This is a genomic window from Paraburkholderia sp. HC6.4b (genome assembly GCF_014200875.1).
Taxonomy (GTDB): Bacteria; Pseudomonadota; Gammaproteobacteria; order Burkholderiales; family Burkholderiaceae; genus Paraburkholderia; species Paraburkholderia tuberum.
Map to the genome: position 1 here is coordinate 54,462 of NZ_JACHDC010000013.1, position 24,255 is coordinate 78,716.

Here is a 24,255-nt window from a genome sequence, read left to right on the forward strand (position 1 = left end):
CCGTCACTCGGCGGCGGGCGCTGCCGCGGCGCCTTGCGATGCAGCGGTCGCCACCGCCGCCTGGCTTTTCCCGCCGGCCGCCAGGGTTTTGATGATTTTCAGCTGCGAATCCGCGGTGACGCGCAGTGCGCCGTCCACGACGATGCGCTCGCCCGCCTTGAGTCCGTCGGAAATAAACCAGTTATCGCCCTGCCAGTCGCCGACTTCGACGACGCGCTGATGCGCCTTCGAGGCGCTATCGACGACCCACACGAAGTTGCTCTTCGCGCCCTGCAACACCGCGCGCTGCGGCACGAGCGTCGCATTGGGCCGGATCGCGCCGGAAACGCGGGCCCGCACGAACTGGCCGGGGCGCAAGGTGCCCTTCGGGTTTTCGAAGGTCGCGCGCACGAGGAAGGTTCCCGTTTCGGTATTGAACGCCGGGTTCGCGAAGTTGATCTGGCCTTGCTCGGCATAGGGCGAGCCATCGGCGAGAATCAGATGCACGGAGAAATTGTCGTGCGCGGGAAATCGCAGATGTCCTGCCGCGATGTCATCCCGGTACTTCAGCATCTCGTTCTCGGAGATGCTGAAATTCACCCACATCGGATCGAGCTGGTACACGTAGGTCAGCAAACCGTTCGAGGTCGCCGTCACGTAGCTGCCATCCTGCAGACGCGCGAAGCTCGACAGGCCGTTCAGCGGCGACTTGATCGTCGTGTAGCCGAGGTTCAGCAGTGCGGTGTCGACTTCGCCCTGGGCGGCGATCACCGCGGCGGCGCTCTGCTTCTCGTTGCCGACCGCGTCGTCGAGATCCTTCTTGCTCAACGCGTTCTGCGCCGCCAACGGCACCACGCGCGCGAGATTGGCCTTGGCGACTTCGAGACGCGCCTGCTGCTGGGCCAGTTGCCCTTTCGCGGTCCGCAGCGCGGCCTCGAACGGCTTGCGGTCCATCTGGAACATCGTTTGTCCCGTCTTGACCAACGCGCCTTCGGTGTACATGCGCTTGTCGAGGAAGCCGTCCACCCGCGAGCGGATCTCGACTTCACGCGAACTCTGCGTTTGCGCGGTAAATTCGAAGTCGACCGGCGTGTCCTGTTGCGTCACCGTCATCACGGTCACTTCCGGCGCGGCGGCGACCGGCGGCGGTGGCGCCTTCTTGCACGACGCGAGCAACGTGAGCAGCGTCATCGCCGCGACGACGGCGAGCAATGGCAGAGCGCCGCGAGAATCCGGCCGCGGCGAGACCAGGGAAACGGGTACGGTTTTCATCGCGCACTCCGCCTGATCACAAAGGCGTGCAGTTGCCGAACAGCACGAAGGCATCGTTTCTGTTCGCGATCGTCAGCGTCATCTCGCCGTCCGTCGAATCGACGACCAGCGTCCAGCCAAAGCCCAACTCATTGCCGAGGATCAGGAGCTGATCCGCCTCCTTGGTGACCGACAGCATCGGCGTCGTGCGCGCGGGACCGACGACCGCGCGTTTGTCGAAGTCGAGAGTCAGGAATTTCGGCAGACCGAGATCCGCGGGCAACGCGCGCGTGCAGGCGATGCCCGGATCGCAGGCGTGCGCGTCGATCGTCGCGCAGATCAGCCGCTTGCTGCCGTCGAAGTCCGCCGCGCCCACCTGCATCGCAGCGGTACCGAGAAGAATCGCGAGACAAACCGAAATTGATTTCATCACGTGCGCTCCCGCTTTTATCCTTGAACGCTGCCGCACTCCGCGCGGCGCATCGCACGCGCAAAGGCACGCACGCGCCGCAACCTGTCCGGTTTCGAATTCGGTGCGGCGCAGCCGGTGTTCGGTTCGACGCGTTGACTGAGTTCAGTTTGGTGGTCCGAAGAAACGGCGACAATCGGACCTTGGTCTCATATCATCCGGCGCGAAGACGCGCGTTCAGGGTGTCGGCGGACCGCCGATGGCCACCTCGACCGCCTTGAACAGAATCGCGCTGGTGAAAGGCTTGCGCAGATACGCGGCCGCACCGGCCGCGAGCGCGCTCTGGCGGACGGAGAGATCGTCATAGGCGGTAATCACGATGACCGGCACGCCCATTTGCGCAAGCTGACGCTGGACTTCCAGGCCGTTGGTTCCCGGCATCTGGACATCCAGAATCACGCAGGCAGGCCGATACGACGGAATTGCCACAAGCGCATTCAAGAACTCGTCACCGCTGCAAAACGTCTCCGCCCTGATACCTTCGGAATGCAGCAAACGCTTGATGGCTCGGCAGACCGACTCGTCATCGTCGACCACCGCAACGAATTGGTTAGGGTTGACCATATGACAGCGCGAACGCGCAGTCGCTCCGGAAAGTGGACCACTGATGCCTTAGCGTACTGGTTGAAACCCCGATGAGATATAAGACTTTGGTCCACTAGCGGTGTCGGCCAGCGCCGCTGAAAGTGGCGGCGCAACGCGGGAGTCGGCGCCTGGTTCGGGCGATTATTCTTCGTCGGCCGTACAAACGCCGCCCTTTCGCACCAGATGAACGAGGTCGACGATCGATCGGGCCTTCATCTTCTCCATCACGCGGGCCCGATGAATCTTGATCGTTTTTTCGGCCGCGCCCAGATCGCTCGCAACCTGTTTGTTCAGGCGGCCAGTCACGACGAGTTCCATGACTTCGCGTTCGCGGCGGGTCAGATGCCGCATCCGCTCTTCTATTTCCTCGCGTTCGTGGCGCCGCCTGCTTTCCACACACGCGCGCGCGAGCGCGCGATCCACCGCGGCGAGCAACAGCGAGTCGCGCACCGGCTTGGGCAGAAAGTCGACCGCTCCGCCTTTCATCGCGTCGACGCTCGAGCCGATGTCGCCGTGCCCGGTCAGGAATACGATCGGCAGCAGCTGATCGAGCTTGCGCTGCACTTCGAGTCCCGTCATGCCCGGCATCTGCAGATCGAGAACGAGGCAGGCTGGCATGCTCGTCAGATCGGCTCGTTCGAGAAAGGCCTCAGGACTGTCGAAGCATTCGACCTGGTAGCCGGAGGCGCGCAGCAAGCGGGCGAGCGCGCTGCGCACGCTGTCGTCGTCGTCGACGATGAAGACGCGAGTGTTGGTCTGGTTCATGATGATCGGGGCACGAGTCTCTGTCGGATATCGGTCGCGACCGGAAGCGTGACGTGAAACGATGCCCCTTTGCCCTCGTTGTTTTCCGCCCACAGCCGGCCGCGGTGCGCCGTGACGATCGTGCGGCTGATCGAAAGACCCAATCCGAGCCCCTGCGGTTTGGTGGTGAAAAATGGCCGGAAAATCCTTTCCATGCTGTCGACGTCGAGGCCCTGGCCGCGATCTTTTACCGTTATCCGTATCAGTCCGTCCGCTTCCTCACGCGCTGTCGTTTCGACGAGGCGGTCCGCGGCAGGGCAATCCTTGACCGCGTCGAAAGCGTTGAGCAGCAGGTTCAGGATCACCTGCTGAAGCTGAACCTTGTCGCCGCAAATCAGCGCCAGATTGTTCGGAATGTCGAAGCTCGTGCGCACGCTGCGCGTCAACGCATCGCTGTGCACGAGCGTCGCGATGTCGCGCACGACGTTGCCGACGTCCAGCAACTGCAACTCGACATCGCCTTTGCGCACCAATGCGCGAATCCTTTGCAGCACCTCGTTCGCGCGGCAATTGTCGGCCACGATGTCTTCGAGCGCTTCGCGCAGCTCCACTACGTTGGTCGTCTCCGCATCCATGAATTTGCGTGCGGCTTGCGCGTTGAACAGGATCGCGGTAAGCGGCTGCTTCAACTCGTGCGCGAGCGATCCGGCGAGTTCGCCCAATGAAGAAACGCGCGCGAGATGCGCGAGATCCCTCGTATTTCCATCGACTTCGCCGCACGCACTGCAATCCGATATCGCGGTGATCCGCAAGTCCTGATTGTGCACGCGGCATCGCGTGGTTTCCGCCTCCGCGTGAAAGCCGCCGCCATCGCGCCGCCGCGCGATCAGAATCTGCGTGGTCGTGACGCCGGGGATTTGTATCTTCGCGCCACGATTGCCTGGGCCCGACCGATCGGCATTGATGCCGTCGATCGGAAACAGCTTGGCGGTCGGCGCGCCGATCAGCTCTTCCCTCGTGTAGCCGAACAGTTGCGCCGCCCGCGCGTTCGCGAAGATGATCTGGTCCCGCTGGTCGACCGTGACGATCGGAACCGGCAACATTTCGAGCGTCTCGCACAGCGGCATGCTCGCGTCGAGGATGCGCCGCGTGCTGCTATCGCCTTCGCCTCGCAGCCACGACGCGCAAGCGGCGACACAGCGCCGCCATGCCGGCAACGCGTACGGCGGCTCGTGGGTATCGCGGGTACTCTGTCGGCTCGACACGCCGGGGATATTGCGAGCGTGCTGAAACCGGTGATGCCTGGGTGAAAACTGTCTGGAACGGTCGTGCCCGGATAGTGGAGGACCGTCGTTGCGCGCATTGTCGATCTGTGACGGGCCGCATTGACCCATGTGGCGCGGTTGCGCGTGCAGCGCCGTGAGAATTCCCGCTACCCCGATCGCCAGGTGTCTGCCGTACACGATCAGATTAATCATTGGCACCTCCGGGTCCAGTGCGAACGGATTCCGTACAACTGCGACGTCTTTATCTTTGGGCTTCGAACCGCATAATTGACTTCACAATCGGTACTTCGCACGCCTGGTGGCTGGAAGTCAGTATAGGCTATCCAGAATCACTTACCGAAGAGTTACCTTAATTTATGCCGCTTACTCGGGAAACTACTCAATAGTGTTCTGCGTTGTCCGCCATCAATGGGAAAATGGCGACAGAGTTTGTTAGGCAGTTAATTATTGCCGGGTGGGGCAGTGTCCGCGCCGTCCGTTTGCAAGCACAGGAAAGTTAGCAAACTGGCAACGTCGCCGTAGAGCCGCAATGTTCCCCTGCGCCGTGACGGATTTGCACTAGCCCGTGAAGCCCGGCGAGATAGCGCTTTCAGATGGAAACTTCCAACCGTAAAGCTTTCATGCATCGCGAATCACAGAGTCAGCGGGTATAGCCAACGCTAATTCTCCAATTTAATTAATTTGCCCGCGATATTTCTTGACGCAAGTCAACGCTTTTATCGCCCGCTATTCCAGTGCGAATCATTTGCATTCATCGATCACAAAAAAATAAAATTATGCCCGGCAGATGACTAAACGCAGCACCGCGGCGAGAACGCGTGTTTCGGCTTCGTCTTTTCTACCGGTATTGAATAATCAGGAAGGTGAGTGCAGATTACAGGCAGCGTCGCTGCGAGTCGCGAGCGCATCTGGCTCGCAGCATTTCGTGGGAACAACGGGAGGGATGATAGGGAGGCTAAGTGGGGTGAGTCCGCCAAAAACTATCCGCTGCGCGTCGCCGTGCCAAGGCGCGCGTAGCGTGTTGCGCGGCCTCGCTGTAACGAAACCGCGCAACACGCGATAGACGCGATAGACGCGCCACCGTGTGACAGCGCCATGACGATTCGATCGAATGCCGCAGCTTGCCGCGCCCTGTTACAGATTCATGCGCGTAACCTTGGTGCCGGCCAGCGACAGGTCGGCCATCAAGCCCGTATTGGTCAAGACCATCGCGACGACCTCGGCGGTCGCCGACGTGGTATCGATCGCGCCGGTAGCGCCGACTTTCAGCAGTGAAACCGAAGCATCGACGCCCGCCGACCAGCCCTTCGCGTTGCGGAACTTCTCGAGCGAATCTTTCGTCATGAACAGGAAGAACACGGCGGTCGACTGCGCGCCGGCCTGCAATCCGAACGATGCCGCGGTGGTACTGTAATAGCCCACCGTCGCTCCCCCGACGCGCAATGCCCCTTCGCCGTACTCGCCACCGACGATGAACGCCGCCTTCCTCACCGAAGGAAACACCAGCACGCCCTGCGCCTTCGATACGAGCTCGTGCGAGCCTTGCACCGTATCGAACAATTTCGACAGCGCACCGTTCACGGCCGCGTCGATCTCCTGCCGTTTGGCGGCGTCGGTAGTGGCGCTCTGGCCACTGCCTCCGGTCGTCGTGCAACCCGCCAAAGCCAGACTCGCGGCCATGGATGTAAGCGCGAGCGTGTGCACAAAGTTCCGTCTGTTCACTATCGACTCCGTTCTGGTTACGATCCGAGTCGCCAGTCCTGATGGCTGGAAGCCTCGATCTTTTTTCTCCGCCGTGAAGCGGCATAGCCGCCCAAGGAACCATCAATGCCATCGCCGCGCGTCGATTTTCTTCGGTATCCGGATGCGACGACTACAACGCTTGCAGATACATGATGTCACGCTGAAACCGCTGCGGAATCGGACCTTGGTCTTACAGGAAGCGCGGTGTCGATGATGAATGAAACGCGAAGCCAGCGAAGCTGATTGGCGGGGCCGACCTCGATCATCCGCCGAGCGCGATGATCGCCACGGTGAGCAGGACGCCGACCGCCGCCATCGCAAGGCCGGCCTGCCAGCCGCGAAATCCCGCGTAATGCCCCAGCGCCATGCCGCTGCCGAATAACATCGCGATGGTCAAGACACGGGAGACGATCAGCGCCGTCGGGACGTTCGCGAACAGCACGAAGGGCAACGCGACCGGGAATGTTGCGGCTACTACGAGCACAAAGATAGCCGCGGCGGCGGTGAAATCGTCGCGCACGAATACTGCCCGCTGCGGCAGATCCGGCCGCGCCCCAAGACGCCTGCGAATGGACTCGAGCTCCGTATCGCCGATCAACGGTCTGAGCCACGCGGCCATTGCGTCGCGAAGCGTCCGAACGCCCGCGGCCGCATTGGGCTGGCCTCGCACGGAATGCGCAAGCGTCACACGCCTGCCGCGAGCCACCAGCGTACGCACGAGGAACATCACCGCGTCCGCGAGGCCCCATGCGAGATTGCAGCCGAGCGCGGTGTAGAACATCTTGTGCCCCGCGTCGGCACCCGCGCCGACGGCCGAGACGGTGCCGACGAACGTCAGCGCCATGAAGAGGCCGAAACATGACTCGCACACCCGATCGACGACATCGAGAACCGGCTCCCTATCGCCGACGTTTTCCTGCTCCGTGTGACCCGTGGCATCCATGAGGCCTCCCGTGGCGATGACGTGAACCGAGCCCGCCCTTTGCTGGCATACGGATGAGGTGCGACGAGGACAGTCGGATCGGGCAGGCGCGAGCAGACGCCCGCATCATACTGCGCGCCCTGTACCGGCGATATTGGACCAAGGTCGTATGGCCCTGCTTCGCGTCGCGCTCTACCGTGGGAATGGATCATTGCGTAGTACGCTGGAACCGTCCGCGCTGGGGAGAAGAGAATGGCCAAAACGAAGTCGGAAAACGAGCAGCCCGAGCAAGACCGGGCGCTGTCGTACAAGGAATATCGCAAGGCGCTTTTCGATCTGCATGTGGAGCTCGTCAAGCTGCAGGAATGGGTCGTGCAAACGGGAAGCAAGGTCTGTATCGTCTTCGAGGGACGTGACGGCGCGGGCAAAGGCGGCACGATCAAGGCGATGACCGAGCGCGTCAGTCCGCGCGTCTTCCGCGTCGTTGCATTGCCCGCGCCTAGCGAACGTGAAAAAAGCCAGATGTATGTGCAGCGCTACGTGCCGTACTTGCCGGCCGCGGGCGAGATCGTCATTTTCGACCGCAGCTGGTACAACCGCGCGGGCGTCGAGCGCGTGATGGGTTTCTGCTCCGAGGAGGAAGTGCAGAAGTTCTTCAAGGCCGTGCCGCTCGTCGAGCGGGCGATCGTCGAATCCGGGGTCATCCTCCTCAAGTACTGGCTCGAGGTCAGCCCCGAGGAACAGACCCGACGTCTCGAGGCACGCATCCACGACGGTCGCAAGATCTGGAAACTGACCGAGATGGACCTGAAATCCTATAGCCGATGGTATGACTACTCGCGTGCCCGCGATGAGATGCTCGCGGCGTCGGACACCGACTATGCTTCGTGGTTCATAGCGAATTCAAACGACAAGCGGCGCGCGCGACTGAACATCATCAGCGACATGCTTCAGAGGATTCCGTACAAGCAGCCTGCCCGCAAGAAGGTCTCGCTGCCGAAACGGCAAAAGCCCGACGGATACAAGGAACCAGACTATCCGTTTAAATACGTGGCCGAGCGGTATTGATCAGGCAGTTGTTGCTCAAGCTGACTTTCAAACGTACGGCAGCGTTGCCTCGCACCCGGCTTCAACGAGGCTGCGGCGATAAGCGAAGGCCGCGAGCGGGTAGTCGAAGAAGAAGCGGCCCGTCTCCCGCTTCTCCACATAGAACGTTTCCGCCTCGCATTGCGGCGTCGCAATTCGCAGCGTGCGCGCCCATGCGAACGCCAGCAGCATCCAGCCAAGCATCGCGAGATAGTCGTCCGCGACCCGGTATGCCGTCTCCGGGTCTTGCGCGTGGCGTGCCTTGATCGACCGTGTCGTGCTCTCCACTGTCTGTGCGAGCTCTGCGAGCTTCACGCCGGCGGCACGAACCGGCGGATCGGACTCCTGGCACAGCCGCGCTTCCGCGCGCACCTGGCGAAGCAGCACATCGAACGCCACCGCCCCATCGGGCAGCACCTTCCGAATCAGCAGATCGATCGCCTGAATTTCGTTGGTGCCTTCGTACAACATCGACACGCGACTATCGCGCAACGTCTGTTCAATGCCGTACTCGTGGATGTAGCCGTAGCCGCCGAACACCTGCAGCGCGTTCGATGCAGCGCCAAAACCGTTGGCCGTAAAAAACGCCTTTGCAATCGGAGTCAACAGCGATGCGAGCTGCGCCGCCTGTTCCCGTTCGGCGGCATCGGCATGACGTGCGGCGATGTCGAGCCAATGCGCGGTCCAGTAACCGATCGCGCGCTCGCCTTCGACGATCGCGCGCAGCTCCATCAGAATCCGCCGCATGGCCGGATGAAACGCAATCGGCGCAGCCTTCCCCGGTGCGACGTTCGCACCGGGCGGCACGCTCACTGCACGCATCTGCGCGCGTTCCTGCGCGTAAGCGTGCGCGCGTTGCCACGCGGTGTGCGCATGCCCGAGGCCCTGCATCGCAACCTGCAGCCGCGCCGCGTTCATCATCACGAACAGGCACGCGAGACCGCGATGCGCTTCACCGACGAGCCAACCGAATGCGCGTTCGAAGCGCATCGTGCAGGTCGGGCTGCCTTTCAGGCCCATTTTCTTTTCGATGCCTTCGCAATAGACACCATTGCACGAGCGCCCACCGTCGCCGTCTTCCAGCCATTCCGGCACGACGAACAGCGACAACCCTTTCGTGCCGGGCGGCGCATCGGGTACTCGAGCGAGCACCAGATGAACGATGTTCTCCGTCAGATCGTGCGCGCCGCCGCTGATAAAGATCTTGTTGCCGTCGATGAAATACCCGTCGGTGCCCGGTGCTTCAGTCGCGCGCGAACGGATCAGGCCGACATCGCTGCCGGCCTGGGGCTCGGTCAGACACATTGTCGTCAGCCACTCACCACTCGCGACTTTCGGCAGCAATGCCTTTTTCACGCGTTCGCTGCCATACGTCTGCAAGCATGCCGTCGCGCCGTGCGTGAGCCCGGGCGACATCAACCATGCATGGTTGGCGCCCGCGAGCATTTCCTGAAGTGCGACGTCGAGAAGCTGCGGCAGGCCCTGTCCGCCGTGCCCGGTGTCGAGCGATAATGTCGGCCAACCCGCTTCGACGAATTCCGCGTAGGACTCGCGAAAGCCCGCGGGCGTCGTCACCTTGCCCGCGTCGAAACGACATCCTTCGAGATCGGCGCTCGCGTTGAGCGGCGCGATGCGCTCCTCGACGAAACGCGCCGCTTCCTCGAGCACCTGCTGCGCGGTCTGCGAGTCGAGGTCTTGCCAGTCGGGCACGTCGCGCCACCACGAAGCGGCGTCGAGCCACTCGTCCATCACGAAGCGCATGTCGCGTAGCGGCGCCTTATAAGTCAACGTCATTTGTTCCTGTCCCTGGACTAGCTGCCTCTGCGCGCATGGATCACGGTCGCGTCGGCGGCGTCGGCTTCGTGCATTGCTTCCACGAGCGCGGCCCGGTGCTGGAGCACGGCGCGCTGATTGATCGAGCCTTTGTCGGTGATCTCGCCGAGGTCGAGCGACGGCGGCACGCTCAGCAGGTGCATGCGGGCAATGAACGAGGCACTGCCTGTCGCACTCCGATTCAGCCGCGCGACGAGCTCGCTGAAGAAGTCGCGCACGGCGGCCGTGTTAAGCACGTCCTCGGCGCTCGCAGCCGCGGGCGAACCCGCCAACGAGCGACACGCGTCGAGGCGCGGAAAAATCATCGCGCCCACTTCGTCGCGATTCATCCCCGTGATGACGGCATCCTGAACGTAGGGCGCCCCTTCGCTGATGATGCGCGCGCGCATCGGCCCGACGCTGACGAAGGTTCCCGACGCAAGCTTGAAGTCCTCCGCAATGCGGCCATCGAACATCAGGCCCAGTTCGGGACGTTGCGGGTCGACGAAACGCACGGCGTCTCCTGTGCGGTAGTAGCCTTCATCGTCGAACACGCTGCTCTGAAGCGCCGGCGATGCTCGCCAGTAACCGCCCATCACGTGAGGGCCGCGAAAGCGCGCTTCGAATTTGCCATCGACGGGCGCGAGCTTGGCCTGGCACCCGGGCGGCGGCAAGCCGATATAGCCGGCGCACGATACCGGTCCCGTCGTGAACAGGCACGACGGTGCGGTCTCGGTCATGCCGAGCCCGGCCATGATGCGGATGCGTTCTCCGCAATGTTCGAGCGTTACGCGCTCGAGACGCTCCCACGCCGCCTGCGACAGACCGGCGCCCGCGAAGAAATACATCTTCACGCGCGAGAAAAACCGCTCGCGCAGCGCCGCATCCTTTTCCAGCGCGATGGTCAGTTCTTCCCAACCCTTCGGCACGTTGAAGTAGATGGTCGGCGCGACCTCACGCAGATTGCGCAGCGTCTCGTCGAATTTGCCGGCCACGGGTTTGCCGTCGTCGATATAGAGCGTGCCGCCGTTGTACAGCACGATGCCGACGTTGTGGCTGCCGCCGAACGTGTGATTCCACGGCAGCCAGTCGACGAGGACCGGCGGCTCGATGCCGAACTGCGGAAAGGTTTCGAGCAGCATCTGCTGGTTTGCGCCCAGCATGCGATGCGTCGTCGGCACGGCTTTCGGCAGGTTCGTCGAGCCGGACGTGAACAGGAACTTCGCGATCGTGTCGCCGTTCACGCGCGCGTTGGCAGCGTCGACGTCGCGCGGGGCCGTGTCGAGCAATGCGTCGAAGCGCGTCACTCTCGACGCGTTTGGCGCGGGCACCGCGCTGACACGTTCGACGTCGCTTCCCAGCGCGGCATCGAGCGCCGCTGTGTATGCACCGATATCGTCCGCGTAGACCAGACCCGGTTTGAGCAGTTCGAGGACATGGCGCAGCTTTCCGTAATCGCCCGACATCAACGAATAGGCCGGCGAAACGGGTGCATAAGCGATACCCGCCCACATCGCGCCGAGCGCGAGTTGCATATGTTCGACGCTGTTGCCCGAAAGGATCACCAACGGGCGTTCCGCGCTGAGATCGCGATCGAGCAGCGCCTGCCCGATCGCACGCGCGCGCTCGAGCATCTGCGCATACGTGATGCCCTGCCACGCGCCACCGGCATCGCGTCGTGCGACGAGCAGCCGGTCGGGATGCGCGCGTGCGCCGCTCAGCAGGCGGTCCGTAAAGCGCTCCGGAAACGGACCCAGAGGTTCAAGTGTCTCGAGGTACCAGCAGTCGCCGCGTTTCTCGATCCGCGCTGAAGGCGCTCCGATGGCGACGCTCCGGTATCCGGTCGCCAGAGAGCTTGCGTGGCTGTGCTCCGATTCCAAAACCTGTCTCCTAGTTGTGCCATTTGATGCAAGGATGGGGCGGCCGCAATCGTTGCGGCCGGGAGTCGACGTCTAGATCGGATAATGACGCGGACTCGTCTGCACCGTGATCCAGCGCAACTCGGTGAACTCGGGAATCGACGCCTTGCTGCCGAAGCGCCCATAACCACTCGCCTTCACGCCGCCGAACGGCATCTGCGCCTCGTCGTGCACGGTCGGGCCGTTGATGTGGCAGATGCCCGACTCGATGCGTTTCGCGACGTTCATCGCGCGCGCGATATCGCGGCTGAACACGGCGGCCGATAAGCCGTACTCGCTATCGTTGGCGACCGTCAGCGCCTCTTCGTCGCCGTCCACGCGCTGCACCGTCACCACGGGGCCGAACGATTCATCGGCATAAAGCTTCATCTCGCGCGTCACGTTCTCGACGATCACCGGCTGCATGATCGCGCCTTTCACCTCGCAACCGAGCGGCAACTTCGCACCCTTTTCGCGAGCGTCTTCGACCAGCGCGCGAATGCGCCGCGCAGCGGCTTCGCTCTCGAGCGTGCCGAGGATCGAGCCCGGCTGTGTCGGATCGCCTGCCTTCAGCGTGCGCGCTTTCGCGACGAGCTTTTCGACGAACGCATCGGCAACCTTGCGATCGACGATCACGCGTTCTGTCGACATGCAGATCTGCCCTTGATTGAAGAACGCGCCGAACGCGATGCCCTCGACGGCAGCGTCGAGGTCCGCGTCGTCGAGCACGAGCACCGGCGCCTTGCCGCCCAGTTCGAGCAGCGCGGGTTTCAGATGGCGCGCGGACAGCTCGGCGACGATGCGGCCGACACGCGTCGAACCGGTGAAATTCACACGCTTCACGGCAGGATTCGCGACCAGACGCTCGACGATCGCGGGCGCGTCTTCCGGCGCATGCGTGAGCACGTTGACGACGCCTTCGCCGAGACCCGCGTCGTTCAGCGCTTCGCCGATCAGCGCATGCACACCGGGACAACCTTCCGATGCCTTCAGCACGACCGTGTTGCCGCACGCGAGCGGCATGGCGAGCGCGCGCGTCGCGAGGATCACGGGCGCGTTCCACGGCGCCATGCCAAGCACGACGCCGCACGGCTGGCGCACGGCCATTGCGAGGCTGCCCGGCACGTCGGACGGAATCACCGCGCCGTCGATCTGCGTCGTCATCGCCGCGGCTTCGCGCAGCATGTTGGCCGCGAGCATGACGTTAAAGCCGTACCAGTTCGCCATCGCACCCGTTTCGGCCGCGCCGATCTCGATGAACTCGGCTGTGCGCGCGTCCATGCGCTCGGCGGCGGCGAGCAGGAGTCTGCGTCGCTCGGTAGGCGTGAGCGCCGCCCATGCCGGGAACGCGCGCGCCGCCGCGGCGACGGCCGCATCGGCATCCTCGACGGTGGCCGCCGCGGCGCGGGTGGCAACCGCCCCCGTCGCGGGATTGATGCGCTCGAAGGTCTTGCCGTTCGACGCGGCACATTTCGCGCCGCCAATCAACAGGTTCGTTTGATGCATGTGTTCGTCTCCTCGGTCGTCCTGCTGAAGTGCGCCGCTTAGCGCTTGTAGGTCTGCAAGCCCGGCTTGATGCTCTTGTCGTCGAGGAACTGCTTGAGGCCCTGTTCGCGGCCGCCTTCCGGATCGCGATAGTTCGCCTGGTCGAGCTTCGCGTACAGGTAGTCTTCGTTCTGCTCCCACGTGAGTTCGCGCGAACGCTTGAAGCCATGCTTCGCGTTGCGCAGCACGACCGGGTTCTTGTTCAGCAGCTTCGCCGCGAGAGCGATCGTTTCGTCGCGCAGTTGCGCGAGCGGCACGCTTTTGTTCACCAGACCCATCTTCGCGGCTTGCGGACCCGTGAAGGTGTCGCCGGTCATGATGTAGTACAGCGCTTCACGATGACCGACGGTATCTGCCATCGCCTTGCTCACGAGGTTGCCCGGCGGGATACCCCAGTTGATTTCGGACAGGCCGAACACGGCTTCGTCCGCGGCGATCGCGAGATCGCAGGCGACGAGCGGAGAGAAGCCGCCGCCGAAGCACCAGCCGTTGACCATGGCGATCGTCGGCTTCGAGTACATGCGCAGCAATTGCCATTGCCAGCGGCTCGCGTCGCGGCGAATCCGCTCCTGCAGCACGTCCGGGCCCGCGTCCACTTCGCGGAAATATTCCTTCAGGTCCATGCCGGCCGTCCATGCACTGCCTTCGCCGGTCAACACGAGAACCTGGGCTTCGGCGTCGAGTTCGAGCGTCTCGAGAACGTCGATCATTTCCTTGTTCAGCGTCGGGCTCATCGCGTTGCGCTTATCCGGACGATTGAACGTGACCCAGGCGATTCCGCCTTCCACCGCGACCTTGACCGTTTTCCAGCGTCCTTCGTAACTCATCTGCTTCTCCGTATCAATGCCGCCCTCGCGGCCTGAACTCAATTTAATATCAGGCGACCTGATAAGTAAAGTACAATATCGAAGTCTTGGTACAAACCCCTAACCGCCTATGCCGACGATCACGAGAAAGCCGTCAGGGTCTGAATCGACAGCGCGCGCCACGGCGCGGCGCAACCTGCGCGATCGAAGGCACGCTGCCGCTCCGGTGCGTCTCAGCTACCTGGCCGGGCAGCTCGACAAGATTCTCACGCGGCAGCTTTCCGAAGCGCTTGCCTCGCATGGTCTGACGTTGCCGCAATACACCGCGCTGTCGGTGCTGCGGGCTCGCGCACGTTCGTCGAACGCACAGCTCGCGCAGCGCTCGTTGATCACGCCGCAAGCGGCCAGCGCGGTCGTCAAATCGATGGAAGCGAATGGATGGGTGACGCGCGTGGCCGGTCCGCTCAACCGTCGCGTCGGGCTGCTGTCGCTGACGAAGGCCGGCGAAACATTGCTGTCTCAGTGCGACGGTGCCGCTGACAGGGTCGAGCAATCGATGCTCGGCGAAATCGATGAACACGATTCACAGATGCTGAAAAACCTGCTGTCGACGTGCGTGCGCAATCTTCGCGCAGCCTGACGCATCAGCTTTGATTACACATAGGAGACCCCATTGAACATCGATCAACTGAAGGCCATCGACACCCACGTGCATGCCGAGGTGTCGTGCTGCCAACCACCGGACCTGTTTGCAAAAGAATTCGACGAAGCCGCCGACAAATACTTCGGCACCGTGCTCAAACAAGGGCGCCGCCCGACCATTCCCGAAACGATCGAGCACTATCGGGAGCGCAATATCGGCTTCGTGATGTTTACCGTCGACTGCGAAGCGAACATCGGGCGCCGTCGCATTTCGAACGAAGAGGTCGCGGAGTTCGCGCAGAACAACCGCGACATCATGATCGCGTTCGCCAGCATCGATCCGCACAAAGGCAAGTTCGGCGCGCGCGAAGCGCGGCGGCTCATCGAGGAGCACGGCGTGCGCGGTTTCAAGTTTCACCCCACGATGCAGGGTTTTTTCGCCAACGACCGCATGGCATACCCGCTCTACGAAGTGATTGCCGAGTACCGGCTGCCGGCGGTATTTCACAGTGGGCACTCGGGCATGGGCTCGGGCATGCGCGGCGGCGGCGGTTTGCGCCTCAAGTATTCGGAGCCGATCTACCTCGACGATGTCGCCGCCGACTTCCCCGACATGAAGATCGTGATCGCGCATCCCTCCTGGCCATGGCAGGAGCAGGCGCTGTCGATCGCGCTGCACAAGCCGAACGTGTATATCGATCTGTCGGGCTGGTCGCCGAAGTACTTTTCGCCCGAGCTGGTCAAGTATGCGAACACGCTGTTGCGCAACAAGGTGCTGTTCGCGTCCGACTTCCCACTGATCCGCCCGGACCGCTGGCTCGAAGACTTCGATACGCTCGACATCAAGCCCGAAGTAAAGCCGCTCGTTCTGAAGGAGAACGCCGTCCGGTTGCTTGATCTGCGGGCCCGAGGCACGACGAATCACGAATGACACATGAAAAATGGCCCGGCGCGAAAACGCCGGGCCAGCTGGGTCCATCAACGAAGAGTTAGCGTTTCGCGGCGTTGGAGCGAATGACGAGCAATGCCGTAATCGCCGCGATGATCGTCACCGGCACGCTCGCGCCGATGACGAGCGCTGAGCTCTTTCCCATCGCAAGCAATTGCCCGGCGGCTACGGGGCCGACAATCGAGCCGACGCGTCCCACCGCCACCGCGGCGCCGACTCCCGTACCCCGCACGCTGGTCGGATAGCTGGCGGCGGACAGCGAATACAGCATCGACTGCGCACCGACGACGCCCATTCCGGCAAACAGCACGGCGACGGACAGTGTCTCGATGCTGGCGACTTGCGAAAGCGCGACCAATGCACCGACGATGCACGCGTAGATTGCCGTGACTGACAGGCCTTGTCTGAAGCGGTCCATCAGCAGACCGATGCCGAGTACGCCGATCACACTGCCGACGTTGAAAAAGATCTGGGCAATCCCGGCCTGCGAACGGCTCATGCCGCGCCCCACGGTCAACGAAGGCAGCCAGTTCAGCAGGAAGTAAAGAACGATCAGCGTGCAGAAGAAGCTGATCCAGATACCGATCGTCGCGGCGGCACGCCCCTCGCCGAACAGGACTTCACGCGTCGAAAGGAGCGGCTTGTCCGCCGTCGTGAATTCCCGCGATTCGGTGGCGAATTCGCGCGACTCAGGCAGCAATGCCATCAGCAGCGGAATGATGATCAGCGGTCCGACTCCGCCCACGTAGAAGATATGACGCCACGCAGTAGCACCCGCGCTCAGTACGGCGATCAATGCGGCAAGCGCGCCGCCGAGCGGCATACCGCAATACATGACGCTAACCGCGGTGTTGCGGTGACGCGCATCGACCGCCTCGGACGACAACGCGATCAGGTTCGGCATCGCGCCGCCGAGCCCGATGCCCGTCAGCACGCGAGCAATCAGCAGACTTTCGAAACTCCAGACTTGCGCGGTCGCAATCGAGAAGATGCCAAATATCGCCATCGAGATCATCAGAACGCGCTTGCGGCCGATCCGGTCGGCGAGTCTGCCGCCGATCATCGCGCCCGGCAAAAGCCCCAACATGCCGGCGCTAAAAGCGAGCCCCAACTGGCTGACCGACAAGCCGAACTCGTGCGCCATTCGAGGCGCCGCAACGCCAGTGGACTGCAGGTCGATACCCTCCAACACCGCGACGAGAAAGCACAATGCCAACGTTAGTGCAGTACTGGAGCCCACCGCACTCGACCGATTAGCAACACTTGACATGACGTCTCCTTCATCTTTGATTGAATTGCCAGAGACGAGCCACGCTTCGTTCTTCGACGAAGCGGCCATGGGAAGGAGAAGATTTCTGACAATGATCTCGCGCCACTTATCAGAATCCTTCCCACAGCGTCCCCGGAATTGATGATGAGTCTAGTCTCAGGAGACCTGATATTGAAAGTAGAATATGATATGCCTGGTAGAAACACCTAAGGCAACCTGATAATGATCAAGACAATGGAGAAGCGGCGAACGCCCCTTGCCAAACAGGCCGGTTCAACGAAAACCGGTGCGCCACCTTCCCGCGTTTCCTATGTGGTCGGCCAACTCGACCGCCTGCTCAAACGCAGTTTGATCGATGTACTGGGTGAATTCGGGCTGACCTTGCCTCAGTTCACCGCGCTCTCCGTGATCAGCGCCAGCGGCGCGATGACCAATGCGAAACTCGCCGAACGCTCGTTCATCACGCCGCAGTCGGCCAACGAAGTTGTCAAGACGATGGAAGCCAACGGTTGGGTCGGACGCGTGGGGCATCCTACCCACGGTCGACTGATTCATCTGTTTCTGACCGACGAAGGGCGTCGGGTACTGCAGGAATGCGATTCGGCGATCGACGCGCTCGAAGCGTCCATGCTGGACGGAGTAACGGAAATCCCGGTCGATACGCTGCGCAAGGTGCTGCAGCGATGTGTGTCGAATCTGCGCGGTTGAATGGACGTTCCCAATGATAAAAGAGTCGCACTCGAATGGAGCGCGACTCTTTTTCTTTGCTCCACCTACCGCGATCGTCTGCCGCATTCGGGCTGAATTCCGTTCAGCTCAGTGAAATCCCTGGTCGGCATTTAGCCGCGTATTACCTGGCCCACTGCGTCGATCGCTATATTGCTTCTCAACGGCCGCCGCCTTCACACCGCGATAGCGCGTCCGCCTCGCCATTTCCCACCCCATTCGAGAGGAGACGAAGCATGTCAAAGCGAATTCTTATCATCGCCGGCGATTTCGTCGAAGATTATGAGCTGATGGTGCCGTTTCAGGCACTGGCGGCAGTCGGGCATTCGGTGGACGTCGTCGCGCCCGACAAGCGCGCGGGCGACGCGATTCGCACCGCAATCCACGACTTCGAAGGCGATCAGACCTACACCGAAAAGCGTGGCCATAACTTCACGCTGAACGCCGATTTCGAGTCGGTGAACCCCGCACAATATGACGCGCTGCTCGTGCCAGGCGGCCGCGCCCCCGAATATCTGCGGCTCAACGACGAGGTGATCGGCTGGGTGCGCCAATTCGCCGAAGCGAAGAAGCCGATTGCCGCGGTCTGCCACGGCGCGCAACTGCTGGCTGCGGCAGGTGTGATCGAAGGCCGGCGCATCTCGGCGTATCCGGCCTGCGCGCCCGAAGTGAAGCTCGCGGGCGCGCAGTACGTGGCGCTCGACTGGCCTGATGCGATCACGGACGAGAACTTCGTCACCGCGCCCGCATGGACCTCGCACGTGAACTGGCTTGCGCAGTTCCTTGCGCTGCTGGGCACGCGCATCGCGCATTGAAGGAGCGCGCCTCGACCGAGACGCGGCATCGCGGGCGACCAACCGTGTTACGCTCGATCGCGACGGCATGAGCGCCCGCGCCGCGCGCTTCGCGTCCTGCGACGTCATCATTCGCGAGAAAGGCTGAACATATGTGCAACGTCTATGTCAACGCTGATCCGATCCTCTACGAGTCGCGTACGCGCGCGCTGCGCATTCATGGCGTCGTGACCACGCTGAGGCTCGAAAATCTCTTCTGGGACGTGCTTCGGGAAATCGCCAACCGCGAGAACGTGACGACGACCCAGTTCGTCGTGAAGCTTCACGACGAACTGGTCGCCTTGCGCGGCGAAGAGCCGTTGAATTTCGCGTCTTTTTTGCGCGTGTGCTGTTTGCGCTATCTATCGACGAGCGCCGCCCGCAACGAGGCCGCTGGCGACGTGTCGCTCAACGCCCCGTTTCAACCCAGAGTCGTGAAGACGGCTGTTTGACGGATTCGGTCGCCTGGCGGTCGCCACAGTTGGCTAGCGCGGTGCGGTCCAGTCACGCGACGTACTGTCTCGACGCGTCAGTCAACCGACGCATCGCAGGCGCAATCAAGGGAAGCCGCCGTGGCCGGTCGTTCCAGTACAGCAAGCCGTTGCAGTGCCACGAGGCCCAGTAGCGCGAGTCCAAGTCCCAGCGTGAAGTCAGCGTGAACGCCCGCACGGTCGACAATGGTGCCCCCCACTGCCGAGCCCACCGCAATCGCCACCTGGATGATGCTAACGAACATGGCCGACCCCGCTTCGGGCAGGTCTGTCGTGCCGCGCTGAATCCACACGCTGAAGCAAAGCGGAAGCGCTCCGAACGCGATTCCCCACAGCAGCATCCCCGCGGTCTCGCCGATCGGCGAATGTTCGAGCAGCAACATCGACGACAACGCGCCCAATAGCAGCAGAACCATCGCGGCGACGGATTTCTTTAGATGGTCCGAAATCACCATCGATGTCAACGCATTGGAGAAGAAGCCGATCAGACCGAATCCGAACAGCAACAGCGTGATGGCGCTCAACGAGAAGTCGTGTTCGAGCAGCGGCGCAATATACGTGTAGGTCGAGAAATGCGCGCCGAAGACGAGCGCGACCATCACCATGCTCAACCTCGTATGAGGCCGGCCAAGCAGGGTTTTGAAATCTGCGATCCGCAACGCCGATGCCGACGGCAACGAAGGCACGAGGAACGCCTGCGCCAGTAAGGCGAGCGACACGAGGCCCGCGGTGGCGGCAAACGCCATGCGCCACGATGCAAACGATGCGATGAACGTCCCGAGCGGCACGCCGATCACGGTTGCGCAGGTCACGCCGGTCAGAATGGTCGCGGTCGCTTTGGCGGCATCCTTTGCTTGCACGAGTCGAGGAGCCGCCGCCGTCGCCAGAGTCCAGAAGCCACCCAGCGCGCCGCCAAGCAGAGCCCGTCCTACGAGCATGATCGCGAGGTTCGGTGCGATGGCACACACGACGTTCGCGATCAACAGTACCGCAGTGAGGAGCAGGAAAACGTACCGGCGGTCCATGCGGCCCGCGCTGACTATCAGCGTAGGCGCCGATATCGCGGCCATCACGCCGGGCGTGGTGACCATGAGGCCAGCGACACCGGTCGACACGCCGAGGTCGTGTGCGATTTGCGGCAGCAGCCCGACAGGCAAAAACTCGGCCGTGACGAAGGCGAATGCGCTTACCGCCACCGCTATGACGGAGAGCCATTGACCCGCGGAGGTTGAATGTCCTTCCAACGACGCCGGGATTGCAGGTGTATCGATTTGCATGACGACCTTGATGCCAGATTGAAGTCTCGTACTTTAGGCTGGGCCTCGTGTGGGAAAAAGAGTCGTCCGATGAAAAGACTAGAAGGTGTGGCTGAACAATGCCTCTGCGGCGATATCTCGCTATGAGTCAGCTAGTCCCGTGAAACGACCGCGTACGGCTCTTCCATATGCGTGGGCACGGAAGCGTTCGCCATCAGCAACCTGATGCGCATTGGCCAAACCATCGACTTCCAGTCCCCTGATTATCAGCGCGCCCTCCATGCGCTAGAAAAATCATATTTCGGAAAAGAGAACCGCCCCAATATGCCGATTGCATCCGTAGGCGCCTCGTTGGGCGCGGAATTGCTCATCGAGTTCGATACGGTGGATGTCGTCACGGATCTACTCTGAACAGCAAGGGTGAGCGTCTTGTCGGGCCGCCGCCTTTCGCTAAACGGATAAAACACAGATTAATGAACGCGTCACACGCCAATTAATAAAGACCGCTCATCTCCCGCCAGGAAATTGCAAATTTCAGGCGTTCCCGTCCGAAATCGTCTTGTCTTGCAATCTGCGCTCAGTAACATATGCTCTTTTTCAGAGCGCTTTCCGGGTCCTTTTTCCGGGACCACGGTACGAAGGGTTGCGCACGGGTGCGAGGCGGCCCGGCAAACGCAAACAGTGCCGTCGGAGCGCGCCTGACGTTTCTCCATTCATCCCGGTCGAGGCTGCGCGGGCGCACACGGGCGACGTGCGCGACCTTGTTGGGTTTCCCGAGTTTTTGTCACCGACGCTTTTGTAACGTGCGCCGCTCACAAGTGGGTGAGCGGCGTGAGCGGCAATGGTGCCGACCGCACGTGTGAATGTCGCGCCCATGCGGCTCGAGTCGAGCCACCCGAGGCGAGCGTCAATGTACAAGGAGTCCTGGCGATGAAAGCTCCTCAGCGTCCTCAGCGCATCGGGTTGATGGCGCCACTGTCGGGCGTACTGGTTCCTCTCGAGAGCGTGCCCGATCCGGTCTTCGCCCAGAAGATGGTCGGCGATGGCGTGTCGATCGATCCGACCTCGGATGAACTGCTGTCGCCGCTTACCGGCAAGGTCACGCAACTCCATAGCTCTGGCCACGCCACGACGATCACCGCCGACAACGGTCTGCAAGTGCTGCTGCACATCGGGCTCGACACCGTGTTGCTGCGCGGCGAGGGCTTCATGCCGTTGGTCAAGGAAGGCGACGCCGTCGCGACGGGCACGCCGCTGATCCGCTTCGACCCAATCGCGGTCGGCGCAACAGCAACCAGCCTCCTCACGCAAATGGTGATCGCCAATGGCGATCTCGTCACGCGCTACGTTGCCGCGAAAGGGCTCGTCGTCGCCGGCACCGACGTCGCGCTGTACGTCGAGCTGGTCGGCAGCATGGAGGACAAGGACACGGCCAGCGCCACCGGCGCGATCTTCTCCGACGAGATCACGCTGCCGAATCCAGCGGGCCTGCATGCACGGCCCGCCGCGGTCGTCGCGGTCGAGGCGAAGAAATTCAAGTCCGAGATCCGGCTGCTGCGCGGCGATGCCAGCGCAAATGCCAAGTCCGTCGTCGCGATCATGGGGCTCGCAACGAAGTTCGGCGACAAGCTGCGCGTCGAGGCCCGCGGTCCCGACGCGGCGGAGGCGGCCAGTACCGTCGCGCGTCTGCTTGGCGAGGGATCGGGCGAAAAGCCCGGCGATGCGCCCGCACCCGCGGCGGCTGTGAAAGTCGGCGTCATGATCGAAGTCCCCGCGGCCGCGCTGATCGCCGAGCCGCTCGCACGCGAAGTCGACTTCTTCTCGATCGGCACGAACGATCTCACGCAATACACGCTCGCGATGGACCGCGGCCATCCGCAACTCGCGAAGCAGGCCGACGCGCTGCACCCGGCGGTGTTGCGTCTGATCGGCATGACGGTCGACGGTGCGCACAAGCATGGCAAATGGGTCGGCATTTGCGGCGGTTGCGTGTCGAGCTATCGGACGCGTCGCGCATCGACGCGGCCGCATTGAAAGCAGCGGGCGTGGTCGCGACGCAAGCGTTGAAGAACGGCGCACTCGATCTGATCGTGGGCCTCGGCTCGGGCAACCTCGCAGGCGCAATGCGATAGCAGCAACGAGTATCGTCAGCAACTGCCGCGCGTCGAACGCGAGGCCAGCCGGTGGAAGCGCTCAGTCGCGTTGCTTTGTCCACCTATAGGAGGCGGCATGGAAGCAGCCAGAACTTTCCTCGAAACTCAGCCGCTGTTCGCGCTTTTTCTGACCATCGCGCTTGGCTACCTGGTCGGCGAAATCACTATCAAGGGCGTGGCTCTAGGCTCGGGGGCCGTGCTGTTCGTTGGACTGGCGCTCGGCGCGTTCGCGCCGAAATCCGCGCCGCCGGCGTTGCTGGGCACGCTCGGTCTGCTGCTGTTTCTGTATGGCATCGGCATTCAGTACGGCGCGCAGTTCTTCCGCGGACTCACGAGCCGGGAAGGCGTGAAGGCCAACGCGGCCGCATGTCTGGGCGTGATCGTTTCGGGTCTGGTGGCGTGCGCCTTCATCCATTTCGGCATCACGCTCGCCGATGCGCTCGGCATGTTCGCCGGCAGCGGCACCAGCACGGCGAGCCTGCAGGTTGCCATCGCATCGATGAAAAGCAGCGATGCCGCCGTGGCTTATAGCGTCACCTATCCGTTCGGCGTGGCCGGGCCGATCCTATTCCTCTATGTGCTGAACTCGGTCCTGAAAGCCAAAATACCGAAACCGCCCGCGAAGGTGCTGGAGACCGCGGAAATCGCGCTGCGCAATGCCAGTCTGTTCGGTCTCAAGCTGTCGGAGCTCTCGACTCGCCTGCCTGCCGGCGTAGTGATCGCGGCCGTGCGGCGCGCGCATCACAATCAGCTGCCCAGCGACGACTTCACGCTGCGCGCCGACGACGTCCTCCTTGCCACCGCCACCGAGCGCCGCCCGCTCGACGAAGCAACGGCGCTCTGCGGCGAGCTACAGCCCGGGCGTATCTCGAGTCATCGGGAAGACCTGGACTATATGCGCGTGTTCGCGTCGAGTCCGTCAGTCGTCGGCACGGCGCTCGGCAATCTGCGCTTTCCGGATGGCGTGAACTGCGCGGTCGCGCACGTGCGGCGCGGCGACGCCGATCTACTGTCGACGCCAGAGCTCATTCTCGAAGCAGGCGACCGCGTCGGCCTGCTCGTCAGTAGCGCGCATCGCGCGAGGGTCCGCGCGTTTTTCGGCGATTCGATCAAGGGCACGGCCGACCTCAGTTTCATCTGTCTGGGCATCGGCGCGGCAGCGGGGCTGCTGGTCGGCGCGATCCCGCTGCGCGCGCCCGGTCTCGGCGTGTTCAGCCTGGGTCTCGCGGCGTTGCTACTGGTCGCGCTGTGCCTCGGCAAGGCGCGCCGCAGCGGACCGTTCGTGTGGGTGATGCCGCTCTCTGCAAATCTCGTGCTGCGCAATCTCGGGCTGACGATTTTTCTCGCGCAGGTGGGCCTGTCTTGCGGACCGAAGTTCGTCGCGACCGTCGGCACTGCCGGACCGCTGCTGCTGCTTTATGGCGTGATCACGCTGCTGGTGCTGGTCGGCGTCACGGCTGTGTGCTGCCTGTGGGTCTTCAGACTGTCTTTCGATACATCGGTCGGCGTGATCTGCGGGGCCACCGGCAATCCCGCGATTCTCGCCTTCGCCAACCGCATCGCGCCGACGGATCAGCCCGACGTCATGTACGCGATGATTTTTCCGTCGATGACCATCGTCAAGGTGCTTTTCGTGCAGATCGCCATCGCGATCGCAGCCGGCTAGGCGAGACCGTTATCGCGACCTGCCGCTGTTCGCACCTAGAGCTTCCGTCCTCGTAGACAGCGGCCAACCGCGGAGCGGCGGACAGCCGCAGACTTCCGCGAATATCAGGAACGCCGCTTGCGCCACCTGGAGCCGCGCGACGT

At 62.6% G+C, this 24,255-nt stretch carries 22 protein-coding genes; 9 read left to right on the top strand and 13 right to left on the bottom strand.

From position 1 onward, the window contains the following. Positions 1 to 3: 3 nt before the first annotated feature. The 7 genes from HDG34_RS20165 to HDG34_RS20195 form a co-directional block, all read right to left on the bottom strand. Entirely contained in the window at positions 4 to 1,251 is a 1,248-nt protein-coding gene (locus tag HDG34_RS20165; protein WP_184061876.1) for an efflux RND transporter periplasmic adaptor subunit, read from the bottom strand. 16 nt (positions 1,252 to 1,267) lie between these two features. Then, positions 1,268 to 1,660, bottom strand: a complete 393-nt coding sequence (locus HDG34_RS20170; RefSeq protein ID WP_090808966.1) for a hypothetical protein — start codon at positions 1,658 to 1,660, stop codon at positions 1,268 to 1,270. Positions 1,661 to 1,876: 216 nt separating this feature from the next. Continuing rightward, a complete protein-coding gene (locus HDG34_RS20175) occupies positions 1,877 to 2,263 on the bottom strand; it encodes a response regulator transcription factor (protein ID WP_184061877.1) in 387 nt (128 codons plus the stop codon). A gap of 162 nt (positions 2,264 to 2,425) precedes the next feature. Beyond that, positions 2,426 to 3,049: a response regulator transcription factor gene (locus HDG34_RS20180; RefSeq protein ID WP_018424532.1), complete on the bottom strand. Its 624-nt coding sequence runs from the start codon at positions 3,047 to 3,049 to the stop codon at positions 2,426 to 2,428. Beyond that, positions 3,046 to 4,506 (bottom strand): PAS domain-containing sensor histidine kinase, encoded by a 1,461-nt coding sequence (locus HDG34_RS20185; protein ID WP_184061878.1) that lies wholly within the window; start codon positions 4,504 to 4,506, stop codon positions 3,046 to 3,048. The genes HDG34_RS20180 and HDG34_RS20185 overlap by 4 nt, the downstream gene beginning before the upstream one ends. Positions 4,507 to 5,448: 942 nt before the next feature. Continuing rightward, positions 5,449 to 6,036, bottom strand: coding sequence for a YSC84-related protein (locus HDG34_RS20190; RefSeq protein ID WP_409259456.1), 588 nt, complete (start codon positions 6,034 to 6,036; stop codon positions 5,449 to 5,451). Positions 6,037 to 6,319: 283 nt separating this feature from the next. Continuing rightward, positions 6,320 to 7,000 (bottom strand): hypothetical protein, encoded by a 681-nt coding sequence (locus tag HDG34_RS20195; protein ID WP_184052127.1) that lies wholly within the window; start codon positions 6,998 to 7,000, stop codon positions 6,320 to 6,322. A 231-nt stretch (positions 7,001 to 7,231) separates the two neighbouring features. Between HDG34_RS20195 and ppk2 the strand changes: the two genes are divergently transcribed. Further along, on the top strand, positions 7,232 to 8,047 hold the full coding sequence (gene ppk2 / locus HDG34_RS20200) for a polyphosphate kinase 2 (protein ID WP_184061879.1): 816 nt from the start codon (positions 7,232 to 7,234) through the stop codon (positions 8,045 to 8,047). 27 nt (positions 8,048 to 8,074) lie between these two features. Here the strand turns inward: ppk2 and HDG34_RS20205 are convergent, their stop codons facing one another. From HDG34_RS20205 to HDG34_RS20220, 4 genes are all read right to left on the bottom strand, one after another. Continuing rightward, positions 8,075 to 9,859 (bottom strand): acyl-CoA dehydrogenase family protein, encoded by a 1,785-nt coding sequence (locus tag HDG34_RS20205; RefSeq protein WP_184061880.1) that lies wholly within the window; start codon positions 9,857 to 9,859, stop codon positions 8,075 to 8,077. Between the two features lie 17 nt (positions 9,860 to 9,876). Then, entirely contained in the window at positions 9,877 to 11,757 is a 1,881-nt protein-coding gene (locus HDG34_RS20210; RefSeq protein WP_184061881.1) for a feruloyl-CoA synthase, read from the bottom strand. A 72-nt stretch (positions 11,758 to 11,829) separates the two neighbouring features. Continuing rightward, the gene (locus HDG34_RS20215) at positions 11,830 to 13,281 is read right to left on the bottom strand and encodes an aldehyde dehydrogenase (protein ID WP_184061882.1); all 1,452 of its coding nucleotides are present in this window, start codon (positions 13,279 to 13,281) and stop codon (positions 11,830 to 11,832) included. Between the two features lie 38 nt (positions 13,282 to 13,319). Then, positions 13,320 to 14,147, bottom strand: a complete 828-nt coding sequence (locus tag HDG34_RS20220; RefSeq protein WP_090810398.1) for a p-hydroxycinnamoyl CoA hydratase/lyase — start codon at positions 14,145 to 14,147, stop codon at positions 13,320 to 13,322. 205 nt (positions 14,148 to 14,352) lie between these two features. On the opposite strand from HDG34_RS20220, the gene HDG34_RS20225 reads away from it, so the two are divergent. Together HDG34_RS20225 and HDG34_RS20230 are read left to right on the top strand one after the other, a co-directional pair. After that, positions 14,353 to 14,766 (top strand): MarR family transcriptional regulator, encoded by a 414-nt coding sequence (locus tag HDG34_RS20225; protein ID WP_311734808.1) that lies wholly within the window; start codon positions 14,353 to 14,355, stop codon positions 14,764 to 14,766. A 33-nt stretch (positions 14,767 to 14,799) separates the two neighbouring features. Beyond that, a complete protein-coding gene (locus HDG34_RS20230) occupies positions 14,800 to 15,699 on the top strand; it encodes an amidohydrolase family protein (protein ID WP_184061884.1) in 900 nt (299 codons plus the stop codon). A gap of 58 nt (positions 15,700 to 15,757) precedes the next feature. Here the strand turns inward: HDG34_RS20230 and mhpT are convergent, their stop codons facing one another. Next, positions 15,758 to 16,987 carry a 3-(3-hydroxy-phenyl)propionate transporter MhpT gene (gene mhpT, locus HDG34_RS20235; RefSeq protein WP_184061885.1) on the bottom strand — a complete coding sequence of 410 codons (1,230 nt, stop codon included), beginning with the start codon at positions 16,985 to 16,987 and terminating at the stop codon, positions 15,758 to 15,760. A 222-nt stretch (positions 16,988 to 17,209) separates the two neighbouring features. Here mhpT and HDG34_RS20240 point away from each other — a divergent pair, with 222 nt between their 5' ends. The 3 genes from HDG34_RS20240 (at position 17,210) to HDG34_RS20250 (ending at position 18,998) form a co-directional block, all read left to right on the top strand. Next, complete coding sequence (locus HDG34_RS20240; RefSeq protein WP_090808939.1) at positions 17,210 to 17,695, top strand: MarR family winged helix-turn-helix transcriptional regulator; 486 nt, start codon at positions 17,210 to 17,212, stop codon at positions 17,693 to 17,695. 254 nt (positions 17,696 to 17,949) lie between these two features. Continuing rightward, the gene (locus HDG34_RS20245) at positions 17,950 to 18,528 is read left to right on the top strand and encodes a DJ-1/PfpI family protein (protein WP_184061886.1); all 579 of its coding nucleotides are present in this window, start codon (positions 17,950 to 17,952) and stop codon (positions 18,526 to 18,528) included. 131 nt (positions 18,529 to 18,659) lie between these two features. Then, the gene (locus HDG34_RS20250) at positions 18,660 to 18,998 is read left to right on the top strand and encodes a ribbon-helix-helix domain-containing protein (protein ID WP_184061887.1); all 339 of its coding nucleotides are present in this window, start codon (positions 18,660 to 18,662) and stop codon (positions 18,996 to 18,998) included. Between the two features lie 77 nt (positions 18,999 to 19,075). Here HDG34_RS20250 and HDG34_RS20255 read toward each other — a convergent pair whose 3' ends face one another. Then, positions 19,076 to 20,314, bottom strand: a complete 1,239-nt coding sequence (locus HDG34_RS20255) for an MFS transporter (protein WP_184061888.1) — start codon at positions 20,312 to 20,314, stop codon at positions 19,076 to 19,078. 171 nt (positions 20,315 to 20,485) lie between these two features. On the opposite strand from HDG34_RS20255, the gene HDG34_RS20260 reads away from it, so the two are divergent. The 3 genes from HDG34_RS20260 to HDG34_RS20270 all read left to right on the top strand — a co-directional run bounded on the left by HDG34_RS20260 (position 20,486) and on the right by HDG34_RS20270 (position 24,112). Beyond that, positions 20,486 to 20,704, top strand: coding sequence for a hypothetical protein (locus tag HDG34_RS20260; protein WP_184061889.1), 219 nt, complete (start codon positions 20,486 to 20,488; stop codon positions 20,702 to 20,704). Between the two features lie 519 nt (positions 20,705 to 21,223). After that, entirely contained in the window at positions 21,224 to 22,327 is a 1,104-nt protein-coding gene (locus tag HDG34_RS20265) for a glucose PTS transporter subunit IIA (protein WP_184061890.1), read from the top strand. 195 nt (positions 22,328 to 22,522) lie between these two features. Next, complete coding sequence (locus HDG34_RS20270; RefSeq protein ID WP_184061891.1) at positions 22,523 to 24,112, top strand: aspartate:alanine exchanger family transporter; 1,590 nt, start codon at positions 22,523 to 22,525, stop codon at positions 24,110 to 24,112. Positions 24,113 to 24,255 lie beyond the last annotated feature (143 nt).